Raw genomic sequence first — 23,825 nt, forward strand, 5'->3', positions numbered from 1 at the left:
TTTTTTTATGTCTTTAAAAAATTAAAAGTACTTTTAAAACTAAATATAATTCCTGTTTTTCTAATGAAATGTTATAAAATTATACTCGGTTTTTTATTTACAATTACAATAGCGTGTGCTCAAAATAATTTAGACTTTGGAGAGAAATTCCCTCTAGAATTAGGTCAAACCACACCGTACGCAAAAGTATCTGTTGGAAATATTGAAGGTTATTTTTTGGTTGATTTCGGAACCACATCTAGCACCATAGACACAAATAATTTTACTAACGGCAAGCCATACGCGAACACTTCAAATAAATACAATAACTTTAATTTTCTTGGTAATTGGGGTACGGTAAGTTTATATCATCAAAACCACTCGAACATTGCAGGATTGAGTAATTTTAAGCAAGCAGGTATTATTGGAACCGACTTTTTAACGACTAATATTTATACTTTAGATTACGAAAATAAAGCTATTTATAAATCATCTGGAATAAATTTTTATTCCAACAAAAGCTTAGTTAAACAAGGTTTTAAAGCCGCATCTAGCGTTGGTTATTATTCAAACGATTACAAAAAATTGAATAACGATTGCACTGCAAACATACCAACCATTCCAATAAAAATTGGTTCTATTAGCGCCACAGCTCAAATAGATTCTGGTTACGACGATGCAAAATACCGCCATTCCATAAATATTAATCAAGCCTTTTTTAATGCTTTAATTGATGGAGGTATTTATTTAGTTGAAAATCCTTCAGCAAATATAACGCTAAGCACTTGTGTAAGTTTTTATAGTGAAGCTGTTAAGGCCTATAAATTGCCTAAAGGCGTAAAATTCTCGATTACTTCGGTTGATGGCTCTCCAATATTTTTAACCAACGATGTAAATATTTTTTTAAAACAAACACCACCCGAAGCGCAAACTTGCGGAGGTATTGGTACCTGGAAAATTCCTGCTGCACAACTAGGAGCTTCCTTTTTAATGGATAGTAAAAAGGTGATTTTCGATCCGTTTCAATCGAAAGTTTGGTTTTATACTAAATAATAATAAATAACATTAATTATGTTTGGAATAGAAAATTCAAAAGATAGACTTAATCAATTGAAAGAAAATTTTAAATCCTTACAAAAAGATTCCCTTAATATATCTTTGGCTGAAAAAACTTGTTCGGATGCGTGGCATTTAATTGATTGGGTGTATGAAGAGAAAAAAATAGAAGATTCTTCTCTTACTAAACAAAATTTTCGAATTTTTGTTTATAATAATTGCAATCAAATGAAAATTCTACATGATCTAGTAAATTCATTCAAACATAAAAAACTTACATCTCCCAAAGTACACATAAAAAAAACAATTACTAAACAAGGTGATTTTAGTGGTATTTTTTCAAATGATTTTAATATTTCTAGATTAGAAATTTATTACGGAAATCAATCCAAGATTAGCGTAAATGAACTCATTAAAACCACCATTGGTTTTTGGGAAAAATTAATCTAGTGTTTATTAAACGCCTTCACTCCTGCTTCAATTTTAGTTCGTAAATAATTTACACGAGGTACAATGGGACAAGAATATTTATCGTTATAAGCACAGTACGGATTGTATGCCTTGTTAAAATCGATAGTTAAGTTATCATCTTCAGGAATTCTTAAATCAATGTAACGCCCGCCGCCATAACTTGTGCTTCCGTTAGTTTCATCTAAAAAGGGTAAAAACAAATAATCTTCAAAACCTTCGCGCTGCATTAATTCTAAACCTTGGTAAACATTTAGTTTATAGGGCTTTCCTTTTAATTCAAAATGTAAAACGCCATAAATACGTTCTTTAGTCAACCTGTTTGTTGTAGTTTTCATATTAAACCATTTGCTATCTGGAGTGCGCTCTAATTTTGCATTTACAACATAAACAGAATCTACTTTAAAAAAATCTAAACCTTCAAACGTTTTTCTATCTTCCTTTTTTAATGGTGATGTAGAAGCATCTTTATATTCTGCATTCAATTCCTTTTGAAAATCAGTTTCTCCTTTTAAAAATCGCTTTTTTTGAGCACAACTAGTCAAACAAAAAAACGCAGTAAATAATATAATTAATGGTCTCATATTAAATTTTTTCATTTCAAAAATACAACTTAAAACTTTTTTACCTAGCTTTGGGGTAATAAAGAAAACAAAAATGCAAGTCAACATTTTAATTTGTAAAAAACGTTATACCTCGTTACAACAACAGAGGTTGGGTTATTTATGTATTAAAATGTAATAAAACATTGCACAAAACATATTTTTTAAGCCCGACCTTTTTAGGTCGGGCTTTTTATTTTTTATAAACCAAATTTTATGATTTAAAACTTTACAAATGAAAACTTTATTTAACAACTACATAAATACTTTTAAAGGCTTATCGAGAGAAATCTGGTGGCTTGCTTTTATTACTTTAATAAATAGAGCTGGCACCATGGTTATTCCATTCTTGTCGTTATACTTAAAGGAAGATTTAAACTTTACAGTTGCCGATGTTGGTTGGGTAATGAGCGCCTTTGGTTTAGGTTCGGTTGCGGGCTCTTGGTTAGGTGGTAAATTAACCGATACTTTAGGCTATTACAAAGTAATGGTAGGGAGCTTATTAAGTACTGGTATTTTATTTATTGCTCTGCAATTTCTTAACACTTTTGCATCAATATGTTTCGGTATTTTTGTTGTAATGCTCGTAGCCGATACGTTTAGGCCAGCTATGTTTGTGGCACTAAATGCTTACAGTAAACCAGAAAACAAAATACGTTCGTTAACTTTAATTCGATTAGCTATAAATTTAGGTTTTTCGGCAGGTCCTGCTCTTGGAGGCTTAATAATTACAGGTTTAGGTTATGGCGGATTATTTTGGGTTGACGGCATTACGTGTATTGCAGCAACCTTAGTATTAATAAATGTATTACACCCTAAAAAAGCGAAAGTTTTAGATGAAGTTAAAACCGAAAACCCGGTATCTGCTTATTCAGATAAAGCATTTCTTGTATTTTTAGTAGCCATGATGTTGTTTGGCATTGTATTTCTTCAATATTTTTCAACAATAACAATATATTACAAAGATGTACATGTTTTAAGCGAATTTGAAATCGGTATTATTTTAGGTCTTAACGGATTTCTTATTTTTGTATTTGAAATGCCTTTAATTAAGTGGCTAGAAAACTCAAAATACAGCAAACTTAGTCTTATGTTTTTTGGTGCCATTTTAACAGGTTTAAGCTTGTTAATTTTAAACTTAACAACTTGGTCTGGCGTTTTAGTTATAGGTATGTTATTAATGACTTTTGGCGAAATGATAGCCTTTCCTTTTTCTAACGCATTTGCTGTAGATCGTGCAAAAAAAGGTAATCAAGGTGAATACATGGCTTTATATTCCATTTCGTTTTCTGTGGCTCATATTTTTGGGCATAATGCTGGGTTACAACTTGCAGGAACCGTTGGTTACAATACAACTTGGTATATTATAACAGCTATTGCAGCTATTTGTGCTATTATTTTATTTAGCCTAAATGAAAAATTAAAAACTAATAAAAAAAGAAAAGCTTGGAAAATAAAAAAGATATCATAATTGTTGGCGGAGGACCAATTGGAATTGCTTGTGCTTTAGAGTGCAAAAAAAGAGGTTGGAGTTATTTAATAATTGAAAAAGGAGCGTTAACAAACTCTTTATTTAATTACCCTAAAAATATGACCTTCTTTTCTACTTCAGAAAAATTAGAAATTGATGATATTCCATTTATAAGCAATAACCCAAAGCCTAACAGAGATGAAGCTTTAGAGTATTACCGCCGTGTTGTAACATCAAATAAATTAAATATCAATTTATATGAAAACGTTAAAACTATTAATAAAAACAATAATGAATTTACTGTAACAACAGATAAAGCAAATTACATTAGTAAACGGGTAATTATATCAACTGGTTTTTATGATATTCCGAAACTATTAAATATTCCTGGTGAAGATTTACCAAAAGTTACACATTATTACAAAGAAGCTCACAACTACGCCTTACAAAATGTGGTTGTAGTTGGTGCAAGTAATTCAGCTGTTGATGCCGCTTTAGAAATTTATAGAAAAGGTGGTAATGTAACTATGGTAGTTCGTGGGGAAGCCATTGGTGAACGCGTTAAATATTGGGTGCGACCGGATATTTTAAACCGTATAAAAGAAGGCAGTATTACAACATATTTTAATTCTGAACTCTCTGAAATTACAGAAAATACGGTAACCATTGAAACGCCAGAAAAACAAATTACTTTAAATAACGATTATGTAATTGCTTTAACCGGTTATTTGCCAGACTTTAATTTATTAAAGAATAATGGCGTAACACTTTCTGAAGAAAAAAGAATACCTAACTACAATCCAGAAACTATGGAAACCAATATAGCAGGTATGTATTTAGCCGGTGTAATTTGTGGTGGCGAAGAAACCCATAAATGGTTTATTGAAAACTCTAGAATTCATGCTAAATTAATAGCAAAACATATAGAAAGTACAAATACTTAAACAGGGTATTTTAAAGCTAAAAATATAATTTTTTAACAAAGAAAGTTATCCCTTTACTTCAAAGGAATAACTTCTTTTTGTTTTACTACTCTAGATAAAACAATTTGAGTTTTAGATTCGCCGTAGGTTATTAACTGGTCTATAAAATTCTCTAAATGTTTATTGTTTTTTAAAACCACCTCCATTACAATATTTTCATCACCTGTAATTCGGTAACAGTTTATTACTTCGTCGTAGGTTTTTACCTTTTCTAAGAATGGCTTTAATTTACCCATAAAGGCACGAAGTGTAATTATAGCTTTTAATTGGTAACCCATTTCAAATGGCGAAACAATAGTTTTATACCCTTCAATTATACCTAAATCTTCCATCTTTTTTATGCGTTCTGAAACTGCTGGAGAACTTATACCTACTCGCCTACCTATTTCGGCATTCGATAAACGTGCATTTTCCTGTAAACACTTCAAAATCTTACTATTAAGAGAATCTAATTTCATTTTACATAAAAATTAACTTAAAAACTTAAAAATTAAATCAAATATATCAATTTACTTTAAAATCTAAAGAAGAATATAAATTTATGTGAGTAATTTTGATGTGATTGCTAAGAAAAACAACATATGTCTACTAATACCCCATTAAATCTATCGGAATTACCGGTTTACAGAAAAGCTCAAGAGATTTTTACTATATCTCAAAACATATCTGCATACTTAAACCATGATTTATCTGGTTTAAATCCAGATGGTACAGAAGACAATAATATTTATTTTTCTGGAGATATCGTACAACAATCAAATTCTTTAGCTCCAGAAATTGCTAATGCCCAATTGGAACGTTGTTCGCTTAAAAAACGTAAGCACATTGCGTCTTTAAAACGTTTAACTAACAGACTTTATAAAAACTCTTATAGACTTGAACGCTCGAACAGTAATGGAAAAGATTTTTTACCTATTTTAAGAAGCGAATTAAAAAAGTTTAAAAAGTTACAGCGTAACTGGATGATGACGCTTTAGTGGCAAATTTTGCAATCTTCTTTTTCTTTAAGTTCGCCAACCAAATAGCCCGCTTCATTTAATGTATAACCACAGCAGTACATAAACCCTTCGGCTATTTTAGTTCTGCCACGTTGTATTTGAGATTTTACAGTAGATAACGGCAACTTTAAACGCTCCGCCACCTCACGTTGTTTTAAACCCATTATATCTGCTAAAAAAATGGGGTTTCTATATTTTTGTGGCAAATTAACAAGTATACCTCGCAAGCAATCTTTTTCAGAATGTTTATAAATTTCTGGTTCTACCTCGGCTTCAATTTCATTTGTATTCACTTTAATATTACTAGTTTTAAAATAATCTAAAACAGTATATCGAGCTACAGAAAATAACCACGCTTTAAGTTTACTATCATCTTTTAAGGTATGTATTTTTGTATGTACTTTTATAAAGGTGTCTTGCAGTAAATCATCCGCAATATCGTTTTGCTTTACTTTATCTTTTATAAAACGTTTTATATCTTTTGAGTATGTTTCCCAAATTTTCTTTGTTGTCATATCTTAATTTATAAAAATCAGCTTAAATTTCAAAAAATTCAAGCTGATAGTTAGTTAACAATTGCAGTTTTTACAATTACAGTTCTCGCATTGGCAATCGTTACATTTTCCTTTACTACATGGCTCGCAATTACAAGCGCAATTTTCTCTATTTTTCATAATGATAAATTTTATTGTTCATTTAATAGACGATTATTTTGTAAAAAAGATGCAAAAATTATTCACGATTTATGTATTAATCATAAAAAATAAAAAAATTAACAATTTTAATACTATTTAAATTAATTTTGAATGCATTAAACAAAGAATAAATGAACAAAATAACCATATTAATACATTGCCAAGATCAACCAAATATTATAGCTTCTGTAACTAATTTTATAGTTAAAAAAAATGGAAACATTGTATATATAGATCAGCACGTAGATCGTGAACAGAACATATTCTTTATGCGATTAGAAAGTGAATTTTCTGAAAATAATTTTTCTACTGATGACTTTAAAACTTGTTTTAAAGAAGATTTAGCCGATAAATTTATGATGAAATGGCGCATTTATTCATCTGAAGCAAAACCTAAAATGGCACTATTTGTTTCAAAATACGATCATTGTTTATACGATTTACTTGCTAGATATAATTCTGGAGAACTAAACCTTGAGATTCCTTTTATAATTAGTAATCATAATGATTTAAAACATATAGCCGATAATTTTAAAATTCCGTTTTATCACATTCCTGTAACTAAAGCTACAAAAGCCGATGCTGAAAACAAACAATTAGAGCTTTTAAAAAAACATAATATAGACTTTATTGTTCTTGCGCGGTATATGCAAATTGTTTCTAGTAAATTAATAGATGTTTATACTAATAAAATAATAAACATTCACCATTCATTTTTACCTGCTTTTGTTGGCGCAAAACCGTATCACTCTGCATATGTTCGTGGAGTTAAAATTATTGGAGCAACAAGCCATTATGTTACCGAAGAACTGGATGCAGGACCTATAATTGAACAAGATGTAACTAGAGTAACACATACACACTCAATTAACGACCTTATAACCAAAGGACGAGATTTAGAAAAAATTGTTCTTGCGAATGCTGTAAAATTACATGCAAACAGAAAAGTTATGGTTTACAACAATAAGACTATTATTTTCACATAATTATTAAGTAATAACTTACATTTGGTTACACATTAGTAAAGCCCACTTAACATTTTTTTAAGAAATTTTAATTAATTTTAGTGACCCTTTATTTTTTTTCGTGTCATAAACATGAAAGAATTAAAAACCGTTATAAATAACTAAAATTAAAACAATGAAAAAACAATTATCGATTGGGCTAATGTTACTATTAGGTGTAGGATTTGCAAATTCTCAAAATTTACCTGCCAATCCAGATCCAGGAAAATGTTACGTAAAATGTATCACTAAGGATGAGTTTAAAGATGTAGAAGAAACTATTGAAGTGTACCCTGCTTACACAAAATTAACTGTTGTTCCTGCTACTTACAAAACCGTAGAAGAACGTGTTTTAGTAAAAGAAGCAACTAAAAAGTTTGTTTACGTTCCTGCAACTTACGAAACTATTGAAGTACCTTACGTAAAAAAAGAAGGAAGAAATAACTTAGAAGTTATTCCTGCTACTTTTGGTTCTGATTCAAGAACTTTTGAAGTTTATCCAGCTACTTCTGGTTGGGAATACAAAGAAACAGCTTGTGATTCTCCAAATAAAGAAGATTGTGTTGTGGCATGTTTTGTTGAATACCCTTCACAATCAAAAGACGTTAGCTTTACTACTTTAGCAAGCGATGCTAGCACTAGAAGCATTCCTGTTTCTGAGGCAAGCGCAACCTACAAGAAAAGAGTTATAAAAACTCCTGCAAGAATGGATGAAATTGCTATTCCTGCTGAATATGCAACAATTACAAAGCAAGTGTTAGATACTCCTGCAACTACTAAAAGCGTAACTGTACCGTCTAAAACTCAAACGGTAACTAAAACAGTTTTAGCTAAAAAAGGTGGTATTACTACTTGGGAAGAAGTTGACTGTGGATTGTTAAGCGCTAACGTTTTACCAATTTTTTACGAATTAGGTAGTGCAAGAATTACTCCTGCTTCTAAAAAAATAATTGATGATACTTTATTACCATTATTAAATAGCAAGCCTGTAAACATTGAGTTAATGTCGCATACAGATTCTAGAGGTAACGACGACTTTAACATGTCTTTATCGCAACAACGTGCTAACTCGGTAGTAAACTATTTAGTTTCTAAAGGTATTTCAAGAAGCCGTTTAACTGCTAAAGGTTATGGTGAAACTCGTTTAGTAAACCGTTGTTCTAATGGCGTTGATTGTTCTGAATCTGATCACCAAAAGAACAGAAGAACTGAGTTTAGAGTTTTAAACAACTAATAATAACTCATTATATAACAAAAAAGCATCCTTTTTAGGGTGCTTTTTTTGTTATGTTATATACTGGATAAGCTGTGTTTTTATTTGAAACCTGGATGCCATAATCTTGGAAGTTACTTACCATTAATTCATAATATTTATAATGAATTTGCCAATCATGTAATGCGTCTTCTTCATATTTACCATCTACTAAAATAGGCTTTTCAATAAGATTAGATACTTTATAAATAACATCGTTAAACGTTACATTATCCGCTTGAATTTCAGAGTCGCCTATTAAAAACTTTTGATTATTACCTTCCCAATTAAATTGAGATGTATCCCAGAAATTAGCCGTATTAAACGCAACTGTTAATACATCACCTGTTAACTCATCTTGTTTTGCATTTAATTTTAAAGACTTAAAAATTGTGCGCTTCATATTTTTACTTGCCCTGCTTCCTTTTGTAAAGCGCATGCTATAACTTCTGTTATCTGTATCACTAATTTTTATTTGCTTGTAATAAACCCCATATACATACGATAATATTTTCTGTAAACTCCCACTTAACTCAATATACGAATCATTTTCAATAATTTGAATAGTCTCCAAATCGCTATAATCATCAATAACACGATATTCAAAATCGTTGAAATCTATTGGTTCCAAATCTGAAGTTTCAACAGCATAAGCTTCTGTTTTGAAAAAAGAATTTACATCAATTACATTTTTATTTTCCCTTAAAAAGGATTCTAAATGTTGCTTTTTAAAATTTGCAGGATGCCCTTCCCATAATTTTTCACCCTTTGCATTAAACAAAACACCTTGTGGCAAACTGTAAATGTTATACTTTTTAAATGTTTCGCCATCAAAATCAATTCCAACAGCCAACTTAAGATCGTGTTTTGCTAAAAATTTAGCCACCACTTCTGGACTTTCCTGAGAAAGCGACAATACATAAAAGTTTTTAGGATATTGACTCTGTAAAGTTTCTAAATATTGCGACACATGGATACAAGGATTACACCAAGTAGCCCAAAAATCTACAAAATACAAAGCATTTTGCTCACTTTTTGCTAATTGAGATTCTGACATTATTTGAGACACTCTAATTTGACCAAAAGCGCTATAAAAGCCAAAGAAAACGATAAAAATAAAATATTTGGGAACCAGTAAATTCATGATATTAATTTTAATTTTATTAACAACAAATACCATGCTAAAATAGTATATAAATATTAACTTTGCGGCTAAAAATTAAAGTCCACTACTTATGATACGTAAAATTTTATTAGTTCTTATCGCTTTAAACTTAACGGCATGCGCCGAACTTCAGCAAGTTGTTAACCAGCTTCCTCAAGAAACTACAACTTTAGGGAACGACCAAATTGCAAACGGCCTAATTCAGGCTTTAAATTTAGGAATAGATAAACAAGTTACTAAATTAACTCAAACCGACGGTTTTTTTAAAAATGAATTGGTTAAAATAACATTGCCTGAAGAGTTACAAAAAGTTGATAAAGCTCTAAGAGATATAGGATTAAGTAGTCTAGCCGATGAAGGTTTAAAAGTATTAAATCGAGCTGCTGAAGACGCCGTGAAAGAAGCAACTCCTATTTTTGTTGATGCTGTAAAAGGTATAACTTTTGCAGATGCTAAAAATATTTTATTAGGTAACGACGACGCTGCAACCCAATATTTAACTACAAAAACGCAAACTTCACTTTACGATAAATTCCAACCAGTTATTAATAATTCGTTTGCAAAAGTTGGTGCAGATAAAATATGGACTAATTTAATAACAAAGTATAACAATATTCCTTTTACTAGCAACGTAAATCCAGATTTAACCGATTATGTTACTGGCGAAGCTTTAAATGGAGTTTACAAAATGATTGCCGTTGAGGAAAAAGAAATACGAAATAACGTAGCATCAAGAACAACTGATATACTAAAAAAGGTATTCGCATTACAAGACTAAAAAACATATCAAATAAATAAATTTTACGTTAAAATTTTAAATATTCGTTAGTTTTTTGTACTTTTAAGTACTAACTACTTAAACTAATGAATAGAATTGAACTAATACAAATTAAGCTCAACAAGCTTAAGCGTAGACACAGGCAACTTGTTGAGCGCTCGTACAACTACAAACAAAGCGATTCTGCACTAAGTGATTTTTTCGAGTTTAGAGCTATTAAAATTTCTTATAAAATTAATAGACTTAATTTCCTATCCAGTGAGCTTAATCACAAAAAGCAAGCTGTAGCATAAAAAAACTCCATTTTTCTATATTATTTGCTATATAGAACATCCAAATTCTCACTTTTTACGTAATTTCTTTAAAAGAACATTATTATGAATAAGCATTTTTGTAAAGTTGGTAAAATTAAACCAAACTTAAGTAAACTTTTAAGTTTAAAAGAATTAGAAAACATGATTGAAAATTTTGTTGATGACGTTAGCAAAGTAGATTATAAACATGACTTAGGACAATTATCCTAATATTTAAATTTAAAAACTAAGACAATAAAACGTCGTTTAAGTAATTTATGACCAAGCTCATAAACTAGTTTATTATATTTACGTAAGTTAAAACACCTTTAATTGAAAGAATTTTACTATATTCGTTAAGGTGCCAACTTAGATATAATAAACTTATGCCTCACCAAAACGAGAATAATTTACGCCACACAACTTTATTTGCATATAAACTAACTGCAAATTTCACCATTTTAATGGCAGTTATAAATATTTATGCATGGAGCTCAAACCACATAAATAATTTTTTTACTGGATATATTATAAATCCTGATGCTACCATGAAGGTAGCCACAAGTTTAAGTTTTATCTTTCTTGTTATTCCTTTATTCATAAAACGGAAATTTATAAGATATTTTTTATTGGCAGGTTTAGTTATTCAAATTGCTCAAATACTGGCCTATATATTTAATTTAAGTCCAAGCGGTGTTTTTGCCTTATCATCGTATGCCACAATTTTAATGTTTATATTAGCTTATGCTAGTATATACTTTGTTTGGGTCCTCAAAAAAAACCTTTACTTTATAATAAGCAATTGCTTATTATATTTATTATCTTCATTTGCCATATTTTATTACCTTTTAGATAAAGATTCTGTAACAACAGTAATTGGTTTTAGCAGTTTAAGCTGGAATACGTCCATACTATTTTTTATCAATGCGATAGCATTATTTGAAATAGCATTAATTGAAAAAATAAAAAATTATGAATTTCAAATTCTACCTCTAAAAAAAACACACCCCTATTACTATTTTCCATACTTTTTTTTATTACCTATAATTATAATAGTTAGCATTTCTATTGCCATATATTTTAATATAATTCTTCCAAACGTTGGCATATTTATAATATTTCTGTTTTTAAACCTTACCATACTAATGAGTATTTTTTTATACTCGTTTCGCTTTATAGATTTTTTTAAGGAAATTTCAGATAAATCAGAAGCTTTACTGCATGCAAATATCCAACTAAAATTAGTTAATAACGAATTAGGTAAAAAAAACAACTACTTAAACGATTTTGCTTCATTAACATCCCACAACTTAAGAGAACCTATAATTGCTTTAAAAGAACTTTATAATTTTTACAAAGAATCTGAAACAGAAGCGGATGATTTAAAATTTAAAGATTTAGAAAACATGTATTTAACTAATACCAATAATTTAAATTATGGATTAAATTTATTGACTAACTACCATGAGTTTATTAAAAGCTTAGGGAATGATAAAATCTCCAAAATTAAATTTTCTGAAAACTTGGAAAACACAATATTTGAGTTAGACTATTTAAAACCAAAATCGACAACTATTAGCCATAACCTAATAGCTAATTTAAACTTGCCTGAAGTTTATATTAAAAACTTATTAGTTAATTTATTAATTAATTCTTTTATGAATAAATTAAATAATATTGATTTAAAAATTAACATAACCACTACACACACTAACACCTTTTTTAATATCGTTTATACTGATAATTCTGGTTTTTTAATAACTAATAATACAAAAACCCAAATAAAGAATAAACACCAAAATTATAGCTTACACTTTTTAAATTTATACCTAAAAAAACTATGCGGAAAAATTAAAATTTTACCGCAAAAAACTATTGGCAACATTATTACTATAAAACTGGATTACGCATGCATAAAATCGCAATTATAGATGATAATTTACTGTTTAGAAAAGTTACTCAAAAACTGCTCTTTAAGTTGAGTATTAAAGACTCGCAAATATTATTATTTGAAAACGGTAAAACTGCACTTAGTTTCATATCAGATAATATTGAAACGCCCAAAACCCTGCCTAGCATTATTTTACTAGATTTAAATATGCCTTGTGTTAATGGTTGGGAATTTTTAGAGCTAATAAAAAAAATTAACCAAGATAATTTATACCAACCAATTATACATATTATAACCTCATCGATAGATGATAATGACAAGCAAAAGGCAAAACAAACTAACTTGGTAAGTAATTATTTAGTAAAACCCATAAATTTAGGGCAATTACAAAATGTTTTAAATTTTAATAGTAATAACGAAAAAATGGTATCGTAACCACTATTAAACAAATGCAATCATTTCATTTTGTATTTCTTGTGCCTTTTTAGCTGCTTGCTGCGCAAAATCTTCGTTTTTTGATGCATAAATAATGCCTCTAGAAGAGTTTATTAATAAACCGATTTGGTCATTTAAACCATATTTACAAACCTCTTGCAAATTTCCACCTTGCGCACCAACACCTGGGACTAATAAGAAACTATCGGGAATAATTTGCCTTATTTCAGCTAAATATTCGGCTTTAGTAGCACCAACAACATACATTAAATTTTCTGAGTTCTTGTAGGTTTTTGATACCTTTAAAACCTCTTTATATAATTCATTCTCCTCCACCTGTTTTGTTTGAAAATCGAAGGCACCTTGATTAGAGGTTAAAGCCAAAAGTATAGTATGCTTATCTTTAAATTCTAAAAAAGGTTCTACAGAGTCTTTTCCCATATATGGAGCCACAGTAACAGAATCGAAAGCTAAATCTTCAAAAAAAGCTTTGGCATACATTGTACTTGTATTACCTATGTCTCCGCGTTTAGCATCTGCAATGGTAAAAATTTCAGGATAATTTTCGTTTAAATATATAATAGTTTTCTCTAAAGCTTTCCATCCTTTTAAACCATAAGCTTCATAAAAAGCGGTATTTGGTTTGTAGGCAACACATAAATGGTGAGTTGCATCAATAATGGCTTTATTAAAAGCAAATATCGGATCTTCTTCTTTTAATAAATGTTCTGGAATTTTGTTTAAATCAACATCTAAACCAATACAAAGAAATGATTGCTTTTTTTTAATTTCTGAAACAAGTTGTGCTGTTGTCATGTTTAATATTTTCAGTAAACTATTATATAAAAAGAATCCCGCAATTGCGGGAATATATTTAAATGGTTTCGTCGCTTGCTTTTAATTTTTCTGTGTTTTCTGCAAGCATTAACTCATCTATTATTTTTTGAATGTCTCCGTTTACAATGTTTTGTAAATCGTAGAGTGTTAAACCTATTCTGTGATCGGTTACGCGCCCTTGCGGATAATTGTATGTTCTAATTTTAGCACTACGATCTCCTGATGTTACCATGCTTCCACGCTTGGCAGCATCTTCTTCCATTTTTTTAGCCAATTCTAAATCATATAATCTAGAACGTAACACCTTAAATGCTTTTTCTTTGTTTTTATGCTGCGATTTTTGGTCTTGACATTGCGCTACTAAACCTGTTGGAATGTGCGTAAGTCGTACAGCTGAATAAGTTGTATTTACTGACTGCCCACCAGGACCAGACGAACAGAAGTAATCAATTCTAACGTCTTTTGGGTCTATTTCTACATCAAACTCTTCTGCTTCTGGAAAAACCATACAGGTTGCTGCACTTGTATGTACACGACCTTGTGTTTCGGTTTGTGGCACACGCTGCACACGGTGTACACCGGCTTCAAATTTTAAAGTACCATAAACATCTTCACCAGATACTTCAAATTGAATCTCTTTAAAGCCTCCGTTTGTGCCTTCACTAAAATCTACAACATCTACGCGCCAACCTTTGCTTTCGCAATACTTACTATACATTCTATATAAATCGCCTGCAAAAATACTCGCCTCATCTCCTCCCGTTCCTGCGCGTAATTCAACTACGGCATTTTTAGCATCTTCTGGATCTTTTGGTATTAAAAGTACACGAATCTCTTCTTCTAATTTAGGAATACCCTCCTTAGCTTCATCATATTGCATTTTGGCCATTTCAACCATTTCTGCATCGCTACCGTCTGCTATAATTTCTTCAGCTTCAGCTAAATTATTAGTTAATTCAATATATTCTTCGCGCTTATCCATTAGAATACGTAAGTCTTTGTACTCTCTGTTTAACTCTACATAACGCTTTTGATCTGATATAATATCTGGTTGAATAATTAAATCGCTAACCTCATCAAATCTTTGTTTTACTATCTGTAACTTCTCTAACATCTCTCTTCAAAAAATTGGAAACCAAAAGTACAACTTTTTACCGATTTATTTAAAGCGTAAAATAATTTTAATTCACCAAACGTTAAAAGACGTATGACACGGCAAATAACCTCCATTATAAACTATTACAAACCATTAGCATTATGGTCTTTTTTAATAACAATTATTATTACCGTTATTAATCCAATGGTAATATTAGCCCTATGCACAAAGCTATTTTTAACACTTTTACTTTGGGTAATGTTAAGTGATAGAAACTTAAGAAAACGCTTAAATTTTTATAAAATAAGAGGTGTTTCTAACTTTAAGTTTTTTCTGAGTCTTTTTTTAATAGATGCCTTTATAACTTGCAGTTTTATTTCATTAATAAAAGGCTTTATCTAATAATAAACTTGATGCTTTTTTTGAGGAATTAAGTTGAATAGCAAATTAAACATAAATTGTGTTTTCAATTTATGACTAAAAAAAGGTTCTTGATGATTAACTATTTCTACAATTTTAAAAATTAATTCCCCTAAATTATTTTAGACTTATGCGGTTTTAATAATGATGAAATAAAGTAAACGAGCCCAAATAAATAAAGTAAACGAGAAAAGTAAAACAGTATGTTTAAATTAAGATGAAAACCTAAAACATAAAAGATATCTGAAAACACTATTGCTATAATTCCCCCAACAAAAAATAACGATTTTTTTGTATTAAATCCTAAACCATAAATAATAGCTAAATAGCCTAGAGCTAGCATAATAAGGCTTTCTGGAATATATAAATAAAACCTAACAGGATTATAAATGGTTGGTTTTATTAAATCTAATATTAATGCTACACCTCCAATATTAATTATAAGTACAATTGTAATTATGATAAACGAAAATCGATCTACTCTTTTAAAATTTACATATTTCCATATTAAAAAAGTTAATAATACATGTCTCAAGTACCTCGCAAAAACATAATAATAGGTATAGTTTTCTTTAGAATGAAACATTAACAAATAATCACACAATAAAAAAACTAAAGCAATAGCAACAATTAACTTACTATTTTGTTTGAGTTTATTTGAAACGAAAAAATAAAATAGAAAAAACAGTAAAGCCGTAATAAACCTAAACAAACGGCTATAAAAAAAATCGAAGTGATAAACCGCTAGTAAGTTAACAATGATTAATAAAAAAACAACAACCAAGTTTAAATACTTTTGGTTTAAAAAATTAATCATATTACATTAAATTACTAAAAACGAATGCAATTATACAACAATAAAATTAATGAAAGAAAAAGGCAGGGCGGCTTGTGACTAAAAGTCTACAGCAACACCTATTCCAAGAAACTGTTTCCATTGCACTTTCGCTCCAGCTTCATCGAACTCACCTTCAACTTCGGTTGAGGGTACAGTTGTTTTAACATCGTCGTCGTAACGAATATGCGAGCCTAAAGTTGCCTTTATAAAATTGTTAACTTTAAAATCGAAATCGACGCTCCAATCAATATCAACATTTCCAAAATTATTAACATAATCTGAATATAAACTTAACTGATTTTTGATATTAATATTAGTCGCTAACTCTGCTTCATAAGTATTAGTTACTAACACCCCTACTTCGTTTCTTACGCGCTCTCCTGGAGTTAAAATAGCACCATTATCGTCGTAAACAGCAGGATCTACTCCAAAAGCGCCGGCATTCGACAAATCTTCATCTAAAACAAAAGTTGCTTTTAAGGTAACCGGAGAAAAGTAAAATGATAATTTATCTATATGTTTTCCATATTCCATACCACCACCAAAAAACAAATAACCAGGTGCCATTAATCTTGAAATTGGATTATCGGTATCGGGATAAGAATAACCATTAAACATCTGGCTTTTAAAACTCATTCTTGCAGAATAAAACCAATTAGACGTAATATCTGACTGATATCCTAAATTAGAATTTATCTCAACTAAATCGTCCGATTTTTGTAAACCTAAAGACTGCTGTTTGTTTATTCCCAATCGAACCAAAGCACTATTTGTCCAATTAAAATATTTATCGGTATAGTTGGCTTTAGTCTCGAAAGCGAACAAACCTGAGATTGAATTAGTACCACCAGCATTCCAGTTAACAAACGAAACCTGGCTTAAATAAACCGAAGCCTTATTTGTTTGGTCCCATTTTGGACCAGTGTATTCGTCCTTTTCCTTTTCTTTTTTAAATAAAAAACTTGGCTGTGCGTGCATTAAACTAAATAAGAAAAAAGCCGGTACGAAAATAAAATGTTTCATTGGTTTATGTTTGGTTAATCATTAAGTTTCAAAACCTATCAACAATCATTCCAAAAAATAAATTTGACTAAGTTTTAATAATTAAACTCTCCAAACTCACTTTTTATTGTAAGCTTTTTTTCTTTTGATGCTTCCACTCGTCCAATTATTTGAGCGTTAACATTAAACGATTTTGATATTTCAATAATATCTGTAGCAACATCTGGAGAAACATAAAGTTCCATTCTATGCCCACAATTAAATACTTGGTACATTTCTTTCCAGTTGGTATTACTTTGTTCTTGTATTAACTTAAACAAAGGCGGAATTGGAAACAAATTATCTTTTATAATATGATTTTCTTCAATAAAATGAAGAATTTTTGTTTGCGCACCACCCGAACAATGCACCATTCCATGTATAGCTTCGCTATTATATTTTGCCAATATTGCTTTAATAATTGGTGCGTATGTACGTGTTGGTGACAACACTAATTTACCAGCATCTATTGGTGAATCTTCCACTGTATCGGTTAATTTCACTTGTCCAGAATACACTAAATCTTCGGGTACAGAGGCATCAAAACTTTCTGGATATTTTTCGGCTAAATATTTATTAAACACATCGTGTCTTGCAGATGTTAACCCATTACTTCCCATTCCACCATTGTACTCTGTTTCGTAAGTTGCTTGCCCAAAACTTTCTAAACCAACAATAACATCTCCAGGTTTTATGTTTGAATTATCAATAACATCGCTTCGTTTCATTCTGGCTGTTACTGTAGAATCTACAATAATGGTTCGCACTAAATCGCCTACATCGGCAGTTTCACCACCTGTTGAATGAATGGTAACACCAAACTTTTTTAATTCTGATATTAATTCTTCTGTGCCATTAATTATTGCAGAAATTACTTCGCCCGGAATTAAATTTTTATTTCTACCGATGGTTGAAGATAACATAATATTATCTGTAGCGCCAACACATAATAAATCATCAATATTCATTATTAAAGCGTCTTGAGCAATACCTTTCCATACCGAAACATCTCCGGTTTCTTTCCAATACATATAAGCTAAAGATGATTTTGTTCCAGCACCATCGGCATGCATGATTAAACAATAGTCATTATCATTGGTTAAATAATCTGGAACTATTTTACAAAATGCTTTAGGAAATAAACCTTTATCTATGTTTTTTATGGCATTGTGTACATCTTCTTTTGATGCTGAAACGCCTCGCTGTGCGTATCGTTTAGAAACTTCTTGACTCATAATGTTATATTGATGTGCAAATTTACTTTTTTGCATTAAAAAATCCCGCATTTTTATTACGGGATTTAATTTTATCTTGTAAATAATAATTCGCTGTATTTAGCAAGTGGCCAAATTTCATTGTCAACTAGTAATTCTAAACTATCGCAATGAGTACGAATTTTTTCGAAAAAAGGCATTACCTTAAAACAATAAGCCATGGCTTTTTCTTGAACTTTTTCATTATTATTGGCAACCTCTCTTGCCTTTATCATTTTTGTTACGTTATCGTTTATACCTTCAATATGTTTTGATACTTCTTGAATTAATTTTATTTGCTCTTTAGCCAATTTATTAAAATCGTTTTCAAAAATAGATTTTAAACCTTGTACATTTTCTATTAAAGTATTTTGATATTTTACTGCCGTTGGTACAATTTGATTTCTGGCCATATCGCCTATTACAATACTCTCAATTTGAATATGGGTAATATAGGCTTCCATTTCAATTTCATAACGAGCTAAAGTTTCAATCTTACTCATAACTCCCATTTCTTCAAAAAGCGAAATACTTTTCTCCGATATTTTAGCTTCAAGTGCTTCTGGTGTAGTTCTGTTGTTACTTAAACCTCGTTTTTTAGCTTCGTCTTCCCATATTTTTCCGTAGCCATTACCTTCAAATAAAATGGCTTTTGTATCTTTTATATACTCTCTAAGAACATTAAAAATAGCCTCGTCCTTTTTTAAATCTTTTTTACCTATTAAATTATCAACTTCTGCTTTAAAATCTTTTAATTGTTTGGCCACAATGGTATTTAAAACCGTCATAGGATTACCACAATTAGCCAAAGAACCAACAGCTCTAAACTCAAATTTATTTCCTGTAAAAGCAAAAGGAGATGTCCTGTTTCTATCTGTATTATCCAGTAAAACATCAGGAATTTTCCCAACTACGTTAAGTTTAAGTTCTGTTTTTTCTTCAGGAGATAATTTACCTTTTGTTACACCTTCTAGCTCTGCTAAAACTTTTGATAATTGTTCTCCAATAAATACCGACATTATTGCTGGCGGAGCTTCGTTTGCTCCCAAACGGTGATCGTTACTAGCAGAAGCTATCGAAGCTCTAAGCAACTCCTCATAATCTTTAACTGCTTTTATAGTATTTATAAAAAACGTTAAAAATTGTAAATTACTCATTGGTGTTTTACCTGGAGACAATAGGTTTATACCCGTATCGGTCGATAATGACCAATTGTTATGCTTTCCCGAGCCATTAATGCCGGCAAATGGCTTTTCGTGTAACAAAACTTTAAAATTATGTCGTCTTGCCACACGCCCCATAATATCCATTACTAAAGCATTATGATCTACTGCTAAATTGGCTTCTTCAAAAATAGGAGCCAATTCAAATTGATTTGGCGCGACCTCGTTATGCCTTGTTTTTACAGGAATACCCAACAATATGCATTCGTGCTCTAGGTCTTTCATAAAATTAAAAGCACGTGTTGGTATAGCTCCAAAATAATGATCATCTAACTGCTGCCCTTTGGCCGAAGAATGCCCCATTAAAGTTCTTCCTGTTAACAATATATCTGGCCTGCTTGCAATAAGCTCTCTATCTACTAAAAAATACTCCTGTTCCCAACCTAACGAAGACGTTACTTTTTTTACATTCTTATCGAAGTACTTCGCAACGTCTGTTGCAGCTTCATCAATAGCATGTAAAGCTTTTAAAAGTGGTGTTTTATAATCGAGAGCCTCTCCTGTATAAGCAACAAATATAGTTGGAATACACAAAGTTGTTCCATATATAAAGGCCGGCGAAGTTGGATCCCATGCCGTGTAACCGCGAGCCTCGAAAGTATTGCGAATACCTCCACTTGGAAAACTAGAAGCATCGGGTTCTTGTTGCACTAAAGAGCTTCCATCAAATTTTTCAATCCCTAAGCCATTGTCTTTTAATTCAAAAAAAGCATCATGCTTTTCGGCTGTACTTCCTGTTAAAGGTTGAAACCAATGTGAATAGTGCGTAACTCCTTTTGATAATGCCCAATCGCGCATAGATGCTGCTACTTGGTCGGCAACACTTCTTTCTATTTTTTTTCCACGCTTTATAGCATTCATAACACCTTGCATAGCCTCTGTTGTAAGGTATTTTTGCATGGTGTTTTCATTAAACACATTATTACTAAATAATTCAGAACGTCTTTTTTTACTATCAAAAAATATAGGTTTGTTAGCTAAAGACTTTTTCAAAGCATGAAAACGAAGTAATGACATAGTTTTTATATGTTTTTGGCAAAAATACACACGAAAAACTAAAAATGATTTAAAAAAAGAAAAATTCTTATTAACACTTTTTCAGTTTTCATAAAAATAAATATACTTTTTTTAATATATCCCTTAAAAAAATGGGGTTTAAATAAAAATTTATTTAGCAATAGTTAAAACACCCCTATTAAATTTAGAGTAACAACATAAAAATTTATATTTGTGTGGATATAACTAACTATTATTTATTAATTAAACATACATTATGGCAAAAATTAAATTGGAATACCTTTGGTTAGATGGGTATTTCCCAACTCAAAACTTGAGAAGTAAGACAAAAGTAGAAGAGCATGAAGATTTTAAAGGAACTTTAGAAGAATTAGGAAACTGGTCTTTTGATGGTTCATCAACTAAGCAAGCAGAAGGTGGTTCTTCAGATTGTTTATTAGTTCCTGTAGCTATTTATCCAGATCCAGATAGAAAAGATGGTTATTTAGTAATGACTGAAGTTATGAATGCTGATGGTACACCACATGAGTCTAACGGTAGAGCTACTATTGATGATGAAGATGATGATTTCTGGTTTGGTTTTGAGCAAGAATACTTTATTATGGATACAGAAACCGGTTTACCTTTAGGTTTCCCTGTTGGCGGTTATCCTGCTCCACAAGGTATGTACTACTGTTCTGTAGGAGGAAAAAACACTCACGGAAGACACTTAGTTGAAGAGCACGCAGACCAATGTATTGCTGCTGGATTAAACTTTGAAGGTATTAACCAAGAAGTTGCATGTGGACAGTGGGAATTCCAATTATTCGCTAAAGGTGCAAAAAAAGCTGGAGATGAAATTTGGGTTGCTAGATATTTATTACAACGTTTAACTGAAAAATACGGTTACTACATCGAGTATCACCCAAAACCTCTAGGTAAAGATATGGACTGGAATGGTTCTGGTATGCACGCTAACTTCTCTAACACTACTTTAAGAACTTGTGGTTCTAAAGAAACTTACGAGAAAATTTGTGAAGCGTTTAGACCTGTTGTAGACGAGCATATTGCTGTTTACGGTGAGTTTAACGACCAACGTTTAACTGGTTTACACGAAACTGCTGCTATTACAGATTTCTCTTATGGAGTTTCTGATAGAGGAGCATCAATTCGTATTCCATTAATTACTGTTGAAAAAGGTTACAAAGGATGGTTGGAAGACAGACGTCCTGCATCTAACGGTGACCCATACAAAATTGCTGCGGTAATTATTAAAACTGTAAAATCTGCAAAGGTTTAATAAATCTGTTTTATTCATAAAAAAAGGGCTTAACATTATAATTGTTAAGCCCTTTTTATTTTTCTGTGAACTCTTACACCATTAAATTAAACCAGAAAACTTCTTAATTATTTTACATTAATTAAATTGTCAGAGCTAATTGATTAGGACAAAAACATGGCAATATTCCTATTCTATAACTTTGTGGGAAAAGTAAATTATTAAAACTTATCTTTAGTAAAAACTAAAAACATAAAAACACCATAAGCTAAAACCAAAACAAACCCTTTTACTCTACTTATTTGAAGTCGTTTTGGTAAAAATACCAGTGGTATTAACACAGCTGCAAAACCTAACATCCAGAAAAAATCGCTGTTTAAAATTTGAGGTTCGGTAACAGGAATAGGTTTTACTATTGCTGTTAAGCCTAAAACCGAAGCAATATTAAAAATATTAGAACCTATTAAATTACCTAAAGAAATGGCTTTTTCTTGCTTTGCAGCAGCAATTACAGAAGCTGCTAATTCTGGAACACTTGTACCTATTGCTATTAATGATACACCTATAACGGCTTCGCTAACACCAATAGAACGTGCAATAGTTTTAGAACCCTCTACCAACCATTCGCTTCCAAAATATAATGCCGCGGCGCCAATTAATAACCAAATTACAATTTTAAAATTTGATGTATTTGAAAGCTTATCATCTACTTCTTCTGGTATGGCATCTTGTTTTGCATTTTTTATTAAAATGAATAAAAACACAACTAAACCTACAAATAAAATACCACCTTCTATAGCCGAAAGTAAATTGTCGTTTTTCAAGAAATAGTACAAAACAATTGAAAACAGCATCATTGCTGGCCAATTTAATTTGTAAAACGATTTATCTACTGCAATGGCACCTACCATAGCCGTTACACCTAATACCAAACCTATATTAGCAATGTTCGAGCCTACTACATTATTAATGGCAATGGCCGGCGAACCAGACATGGCCGCTTGTAAACTTACTAGTAATTCTGGCGCAGAAGTTGCAAAACTCACAACCGTCATCCCAATTACCATTTTAGATATATTAAATTTAAATGATAACGCCACAGACGAACGTACTAAAAACTCGCCACCAATTACCAACAGTACAAAACCTAATATTACCCAAAGTAAACTCATAAAAAATATTTTTTTGCGAAGATAATTAAAGTTGAAACTATTTTGCTAAAACTTTTGCGATTGCACTTAATATGTTGAAATAACTTAAAATTTAGTTAAATAACTATTTATTTAGTTTTATAACTACAAAAATAGTTTTATATTTGAATTGCGTTAGGGATTGCAGCGGCATCCTTTTTTTGAGGCACGAGAAAAAAGATATAGCGTAAAGCCCGCCCGAACGCCAAAAAACTACAACTATGGAAAAATTAACTAATAAAGAAGAAGAAATAATGCACATTTTATGGAAGCTAGAAAAGGCTTTTGTTAAAGATGTTATGGCAGAAATTAAAAGCGAAAAACCGCATTACAACACCTTATCGACCATAATTAGAAAGCTGGAAGACAAAGGTTTTGTTGCTTATAATGCTTACGGAAAAACGCACCAGTACTACCCTATTGTTACAAAAGAAGCTTACAGACAGAAGTTTATGAATACCGCCATAAATAACTACTTTAATAATTCTTATAAAAATATGGTATCGTTTTTTGCTAAAGAAGAAAAAATAAGTGTTGACGACCTTAAGGAAATTATTGCATTAATAGAAAACGAGAAATAAC

Annotated in this window: 25 protein-coding genes; 14 read left to right on the top strand and 11 right to left on the bottom strand. The window is 30.7% G+C overall.

What is annotated here, in order from left to right; all coding sequences use genetic code 11:
* Window positions 1–63 precede the first annotated feature (63 nt).
* Together LG651_RS13840 and LG651_RS13845 are read left to right on the top strand one after the other, a co-directional pair.
* On the top strand, window positions 64–1,032 hold the full coding sequence (locus tag LG651_RS13840; protein WP_226696710.1) for a hypothetical protein: 969 nt from the start codon (window positions 64–66) through the stop codon (window positions 1,030–1,032).
* Between the two features lie 18 nt (window positions 1,033–1,050).
* Window positions 1,051–1,485 carry a hypothetical protein gene (locus LG651_RS13845; protein ID WP_226696711.1) on the top strand — a complete coding sequence of 145 codons (435 nt, stop codon included), beginning with the start codon at window positions 1,051–1,053 and terminating at the stop codon, window positions 1,483–1,485.
* Here LG651_RS13845 and LG651_RS13850 read toward each other — a convergent pair.
* The gene (locus tag LG651_RS13850) at window positions 1,482–2,087 is read right to left on the bottom strand and encodes a DUF1684 domain-containing protein (RefSeq protein ID WP_226696712.1); all 606 of its coding nucleotides are present in this window, start codon (window positions 2,085–2,087) and stop codon (window positions 1,482–1,484) included. The genes LG651_RS13845 and LG651_RS13850 overlap by 4 nt on opposite strands.
* A 253-nt stretch (window positions 2,088–2,340) precedes the next feature.
* Between LG651_RS13850 and LG651_RS13855 the strand changes: the two genes are divergently transcribed.
* Window positions 2,341–3,576, top strand: coding sequence for an MFS transporter (locus LG651_RS13855; RefSeq protein WP_226696713.1), 1,236 nt, complete (start codon window positions 2,341–2,343; stop codon window positions 3,574–3,576).
* On the top strand, window positions 3,552–4,520 hold the full coding sequence (locus LG651_RS13860) for a YpdA family putative bacillithiol disulfide reductase (protein ID WP_226696714.1): 969 nt from the start codon (window positions 3,552–3,554) through the stop codon (window positions 4,518–4,520). The genes LG651_RS13855 and LG651_RS13860 overlap by 25 nt, the downstream gene beginning before the upstream one ends.
* 53 nt (window positions 4,521–4,573) lie before the next feature.
* Here LG651_RS13860 and LG651_RS13865 read toward each other — a convergent pair whose 3' ends face one another.
* Complete coding sequence (locus LG651_RS13865; RefSeq protein WP_226540700.1) at window positions 4,574–5,017, bottom strand: Lrp/AsnC family transcriptional regulator; 444 nt, start codon at window positions 5,015–5,017, stop codon at window positions 4,574–4,576.
* Between the two features lie 123 nt (window positions 5,018–5,140).
* On the opposite strand from LG651_RS13865, the gene LG651_RS13870 reads away from it, so the two are divergent.
* Window positions 5,141–5,536 carry a hypothetical protein gene (locus tag LG651_RS13870; protein ID WP_226540706.1) on the top strand — a complete coding sequence of 132 codons (396 nt, stop codon included), beginning with the start codon at window positions 5,141–5,143 and terminating at the stop codon, window positions 5,534–5,536.
* On the opposite strand, the gene LG651_RS13875 is transcribed toward LG651_RS13870, so the two are convergent.
* The gene (locus LG651_RS13875) at window positions 5,533–6,072 is read right to left on the bottom strand and encodes a sigma-70 family RNA polymerase sigma factor (RefSeq protein WP_226696715.1); all 540 of its coding nucleotides are present in this window, start codon (window positions 6,070–6,072) and stop codon (window positions 5,533–5,535) included. The genes LG651_RS13870 and LG651_RS13875 overlap by 4 nt on opposite strands.
* 311 nt (window positions 6,073–6,383) lie before the next feature.
* On the opposite strand from LG651_RS13875, the gene purU reads away from it, so the two are divergent.
* Both purU and LG651_RS13885 read left to right on the top strand, forming a co-directional pair.
* Window positions 6,384–7,238: a formyltetrahydrofolate deformylase gene (gene purU, locus LG651_RS13880; RefSeq protein WP_226696716.1), complete on the top strand. Its 855-nt coding sequence runs from the start codon at window positions 6,384–6,386 to the stop codon at window positions 7,236–7,238.
* A gap of 154 nt (window positions 7,239–7,392) precedes the next feature.
* On the top strand, window positions 7,393–8,490 hold the full coding sequence (locus LG651_RS13885; RefSeq protein ID WP_226696717.1) for an OmpA family protein: 1,098 nt from the start codon (window positions 7,393–7,395) through the stop codon (window positions 8,488–8,490).
* Window positions 8,491–8,524: 34 nt separating this feature from the next.
* On the opposite strand, the gene LG651_RS13890 is transcribed toward LG651_RS13885, so the two are convergent.
* Window positions 8,525–9,652, bottom strand: coding sequence for a TlpA family protein disulfide reductase (locus tag LG651_RS13890; protein WP_226696718.1), 1,128 nt, complete (start codon window positions 9,650–9,652; stop codon window positions 8,525–8,527).
* A 91-nt stretch (window positions 9,653–9,743) separates the two neighbouring features.
* Between LG651_RS13890 and LG651_RS13895 the strand changes: the two genes are divergently transcribed.
* The 5 genes from LG651_RS13895 (at window position 9,744) to LG651_RS13915 (ending at window position 13,070) form a co-directional block, all read left to right on the top strand.
* The gene (locus LG651_RS13895; RefSeq protein WP_226696719.1) at window positions 9,744–10,451 is read left to right on the top strand and encodes a DUF4197 domain-containing protein; all 708 of its coding nucleotides are present in this window, start codon (window positions 9,744–9,746) and stop codon (window positions 10,449–10,451) included.
* Window positions 10,452–10,537: 86 nt separating this feature from the next.
* Window positions 10,538–10,744, top strand: coding sequence for a Lacal_2735 family protein (locus LG651_RS13900; RefSeq protein WP_226696720.1), 207 nt, complete (start codon window positions 10,538–10,540; stop codon window positions 10,742–10,744).
* A gap of 84 nt (window positions 10,745–10,828) precedes the next feature.
* Window positions 10,829–10,975 carry a hypothetical protein gene (locus LG651_RS13905; RefSeq protein WP_226696721.1) on the top strand — a complete coding sequence of 49 codons (147 nt, stop codon included), beginning with the start codon at window positions 10,829–10,831 and terminating at the stop codon, window positions 10,973–10,975.
* Between the two features lie 155 nt (window positions 10,976–11,130).
* On the top strand, window positions 11,131–12,675 hold the full coding sequence (locus LG651_RS13910) for a phytochrome family protein (protein ID WP_226696722.1): 1,545 nt from the start codon (window positions 11,131–11,133) through the stop codon (window positions 12,673–12,675).
* Complete coding sequence (locus LG651_RS13915; protein ID WP_226696723.1) at window positions 12,654–13,070, top strand: response regulator; 417 nt, start codon at window positions 12,654–12,656, stop codon at window positions 13,068–13,070. The genes LG651_RS13910 and LG651_RS13915 overlap by 22 nt, the downstream gene beginning before the upstream one ends.
* 6 nt (window positions 13,071–13,076) lie before the next feature.
* Here the strand turns inward: LG651_RS13915 and pyrF are convergent, their stop codons facing one another.
* The 6 genes from pyrF to LG651_RS13945 all read right to left on the bottom strand — a co-directional run bounded on the left by pyrF (window position 13,077) and on the right by LG651_RS13945 (window position 20,795).
* Complete coding sequence (pyrF, locus tag LG651_RS13920) at window positions 13,077–13,886, bottom strand: orotidine-5'-phosphate decarboxylase (protein WP_226696724.1); 810 nt, start codon at window positions 13,884–13,886, stop codon at window positions 13,077–13,079.
* Between the two features lie 58 nt (window positions 13,887–13,944).
* Window positions 13,945–15,021, bottom strand: coding sequence for a peptide chain release factor 1 (gene prfA / locus LG651_RS13925; RefSeq protein WP_226696725.1), 1,077 nt, complete (start codon window positions 15,019–15,021; stop codon window positions 13,945–13,947).
* Between the two features lie 514 nt (window positions 15,022–15,535).
* On the bottom strand, window positions 15,536–16,009 hold the full coding sequence (locus tag LG651_RS13930) for a hypothetical protein (RefSeq protein ID WP_226696726.1): 474 nt from the start codon (window positions 16,007–16,009) through the stop codon (window positions 15,536–15,538).
* A 309-nt stretch (window positions 16,010–16,318) separates the two neighbouring features.
* Window positions 16,319–17,284 carry a DUF3078 domain-containing protein gene (locus LG651_RS13935; RefSeq protein ID WP_226696727.1) on the bottom strand — a complete coding sequence of 322 codons (966 nt, stop codon included), beginning with the start codon at window positions 17,282–17,284 and terminating at the stop codon, window positions 16,319–16,321.
* Window positions 17,285–17,358: 74 nt separating this feature from the next.
* Window positions 17,359–18,537, bottom strand: a complete 1,179-nt coding sequence (locus LG651_RS13940) for an AIR synthase related protein (RefSeq protein ID WP_226696919.1) — start codon at window positions 18,535–18,537, stop codon at window positions 17,359–17,361.
* Window positions 18,538–18,608: 71 nt separating this feature from the next.
* The gene (locus tag LG651_RS13945) at window positions 18,609–20,795 is read right to left on the bottom strand and encodes a glutamine synthetase III family protein (protein WP_226696728.1); all 2,187 of its coding nucleotides are present in this window, start codon (window positions 20,793–20,795) and stop codon (window positions 18,609–18,611) included.
* A 256-nt stretch (window positions 20,796–21,051) separates the two neighbouring features.
* Between LG651_RS13945 and LG651_RS13950 the strand changes: the two genes are divergently transcribed.
* Entirely contained in the window at window positions 21,052–22,074 is a 1,023-nt protein-coding gene (locus LG651_RS13950) for a glutamine synthetase beta-grasp domain-containing protein (RefSeq protein ID WP_226696729.1), read from the top strand.
* 200 nt (window positions 22,075–22,274) lie between these two features.
* Here the strand turns inward: LG651_RS13950 and LG651_RS13955 are convergent, their stop codons facing one another.
* Entirely contained in the window at window positions 22,275–23,225 is a 951-nt protein-coding gene (locus tag LG651_RS13955) for a calcium/sodium antiporter (protein WP_226696730.1), read from the bottom strand.
* Between the two features lie 239 nt (window positions 23,226–23,464).
* Here LG651_RS13955 and LG651_RS13960 point away from each other — a divergent pair, with 239 nt between their 5' ends.
* Complete coding sequence (locus LG651_RS13960) at window positions 23,465–23,824, top strand: BlaI/MecI/CopY family transcriptional regulator (protein WP_226696731.1); 360 nt, start codon at window positions 23,465–23,467, stop codon at window positions 23,822–23,824.
* Window position 23,825: the final 1 nt, after the last annotated feature.

Origin of the sequence: Neotamlana sargassicola (assembly GCF_020523965.1) — a bacterium.
Classification (GTDB): domain Bacteria; phylum Bacteroidota; class Bacteroidia; order Flavobacteriales; family Flavobacteriaceae; genus Neotamlana; species Neotamlana sargassicola.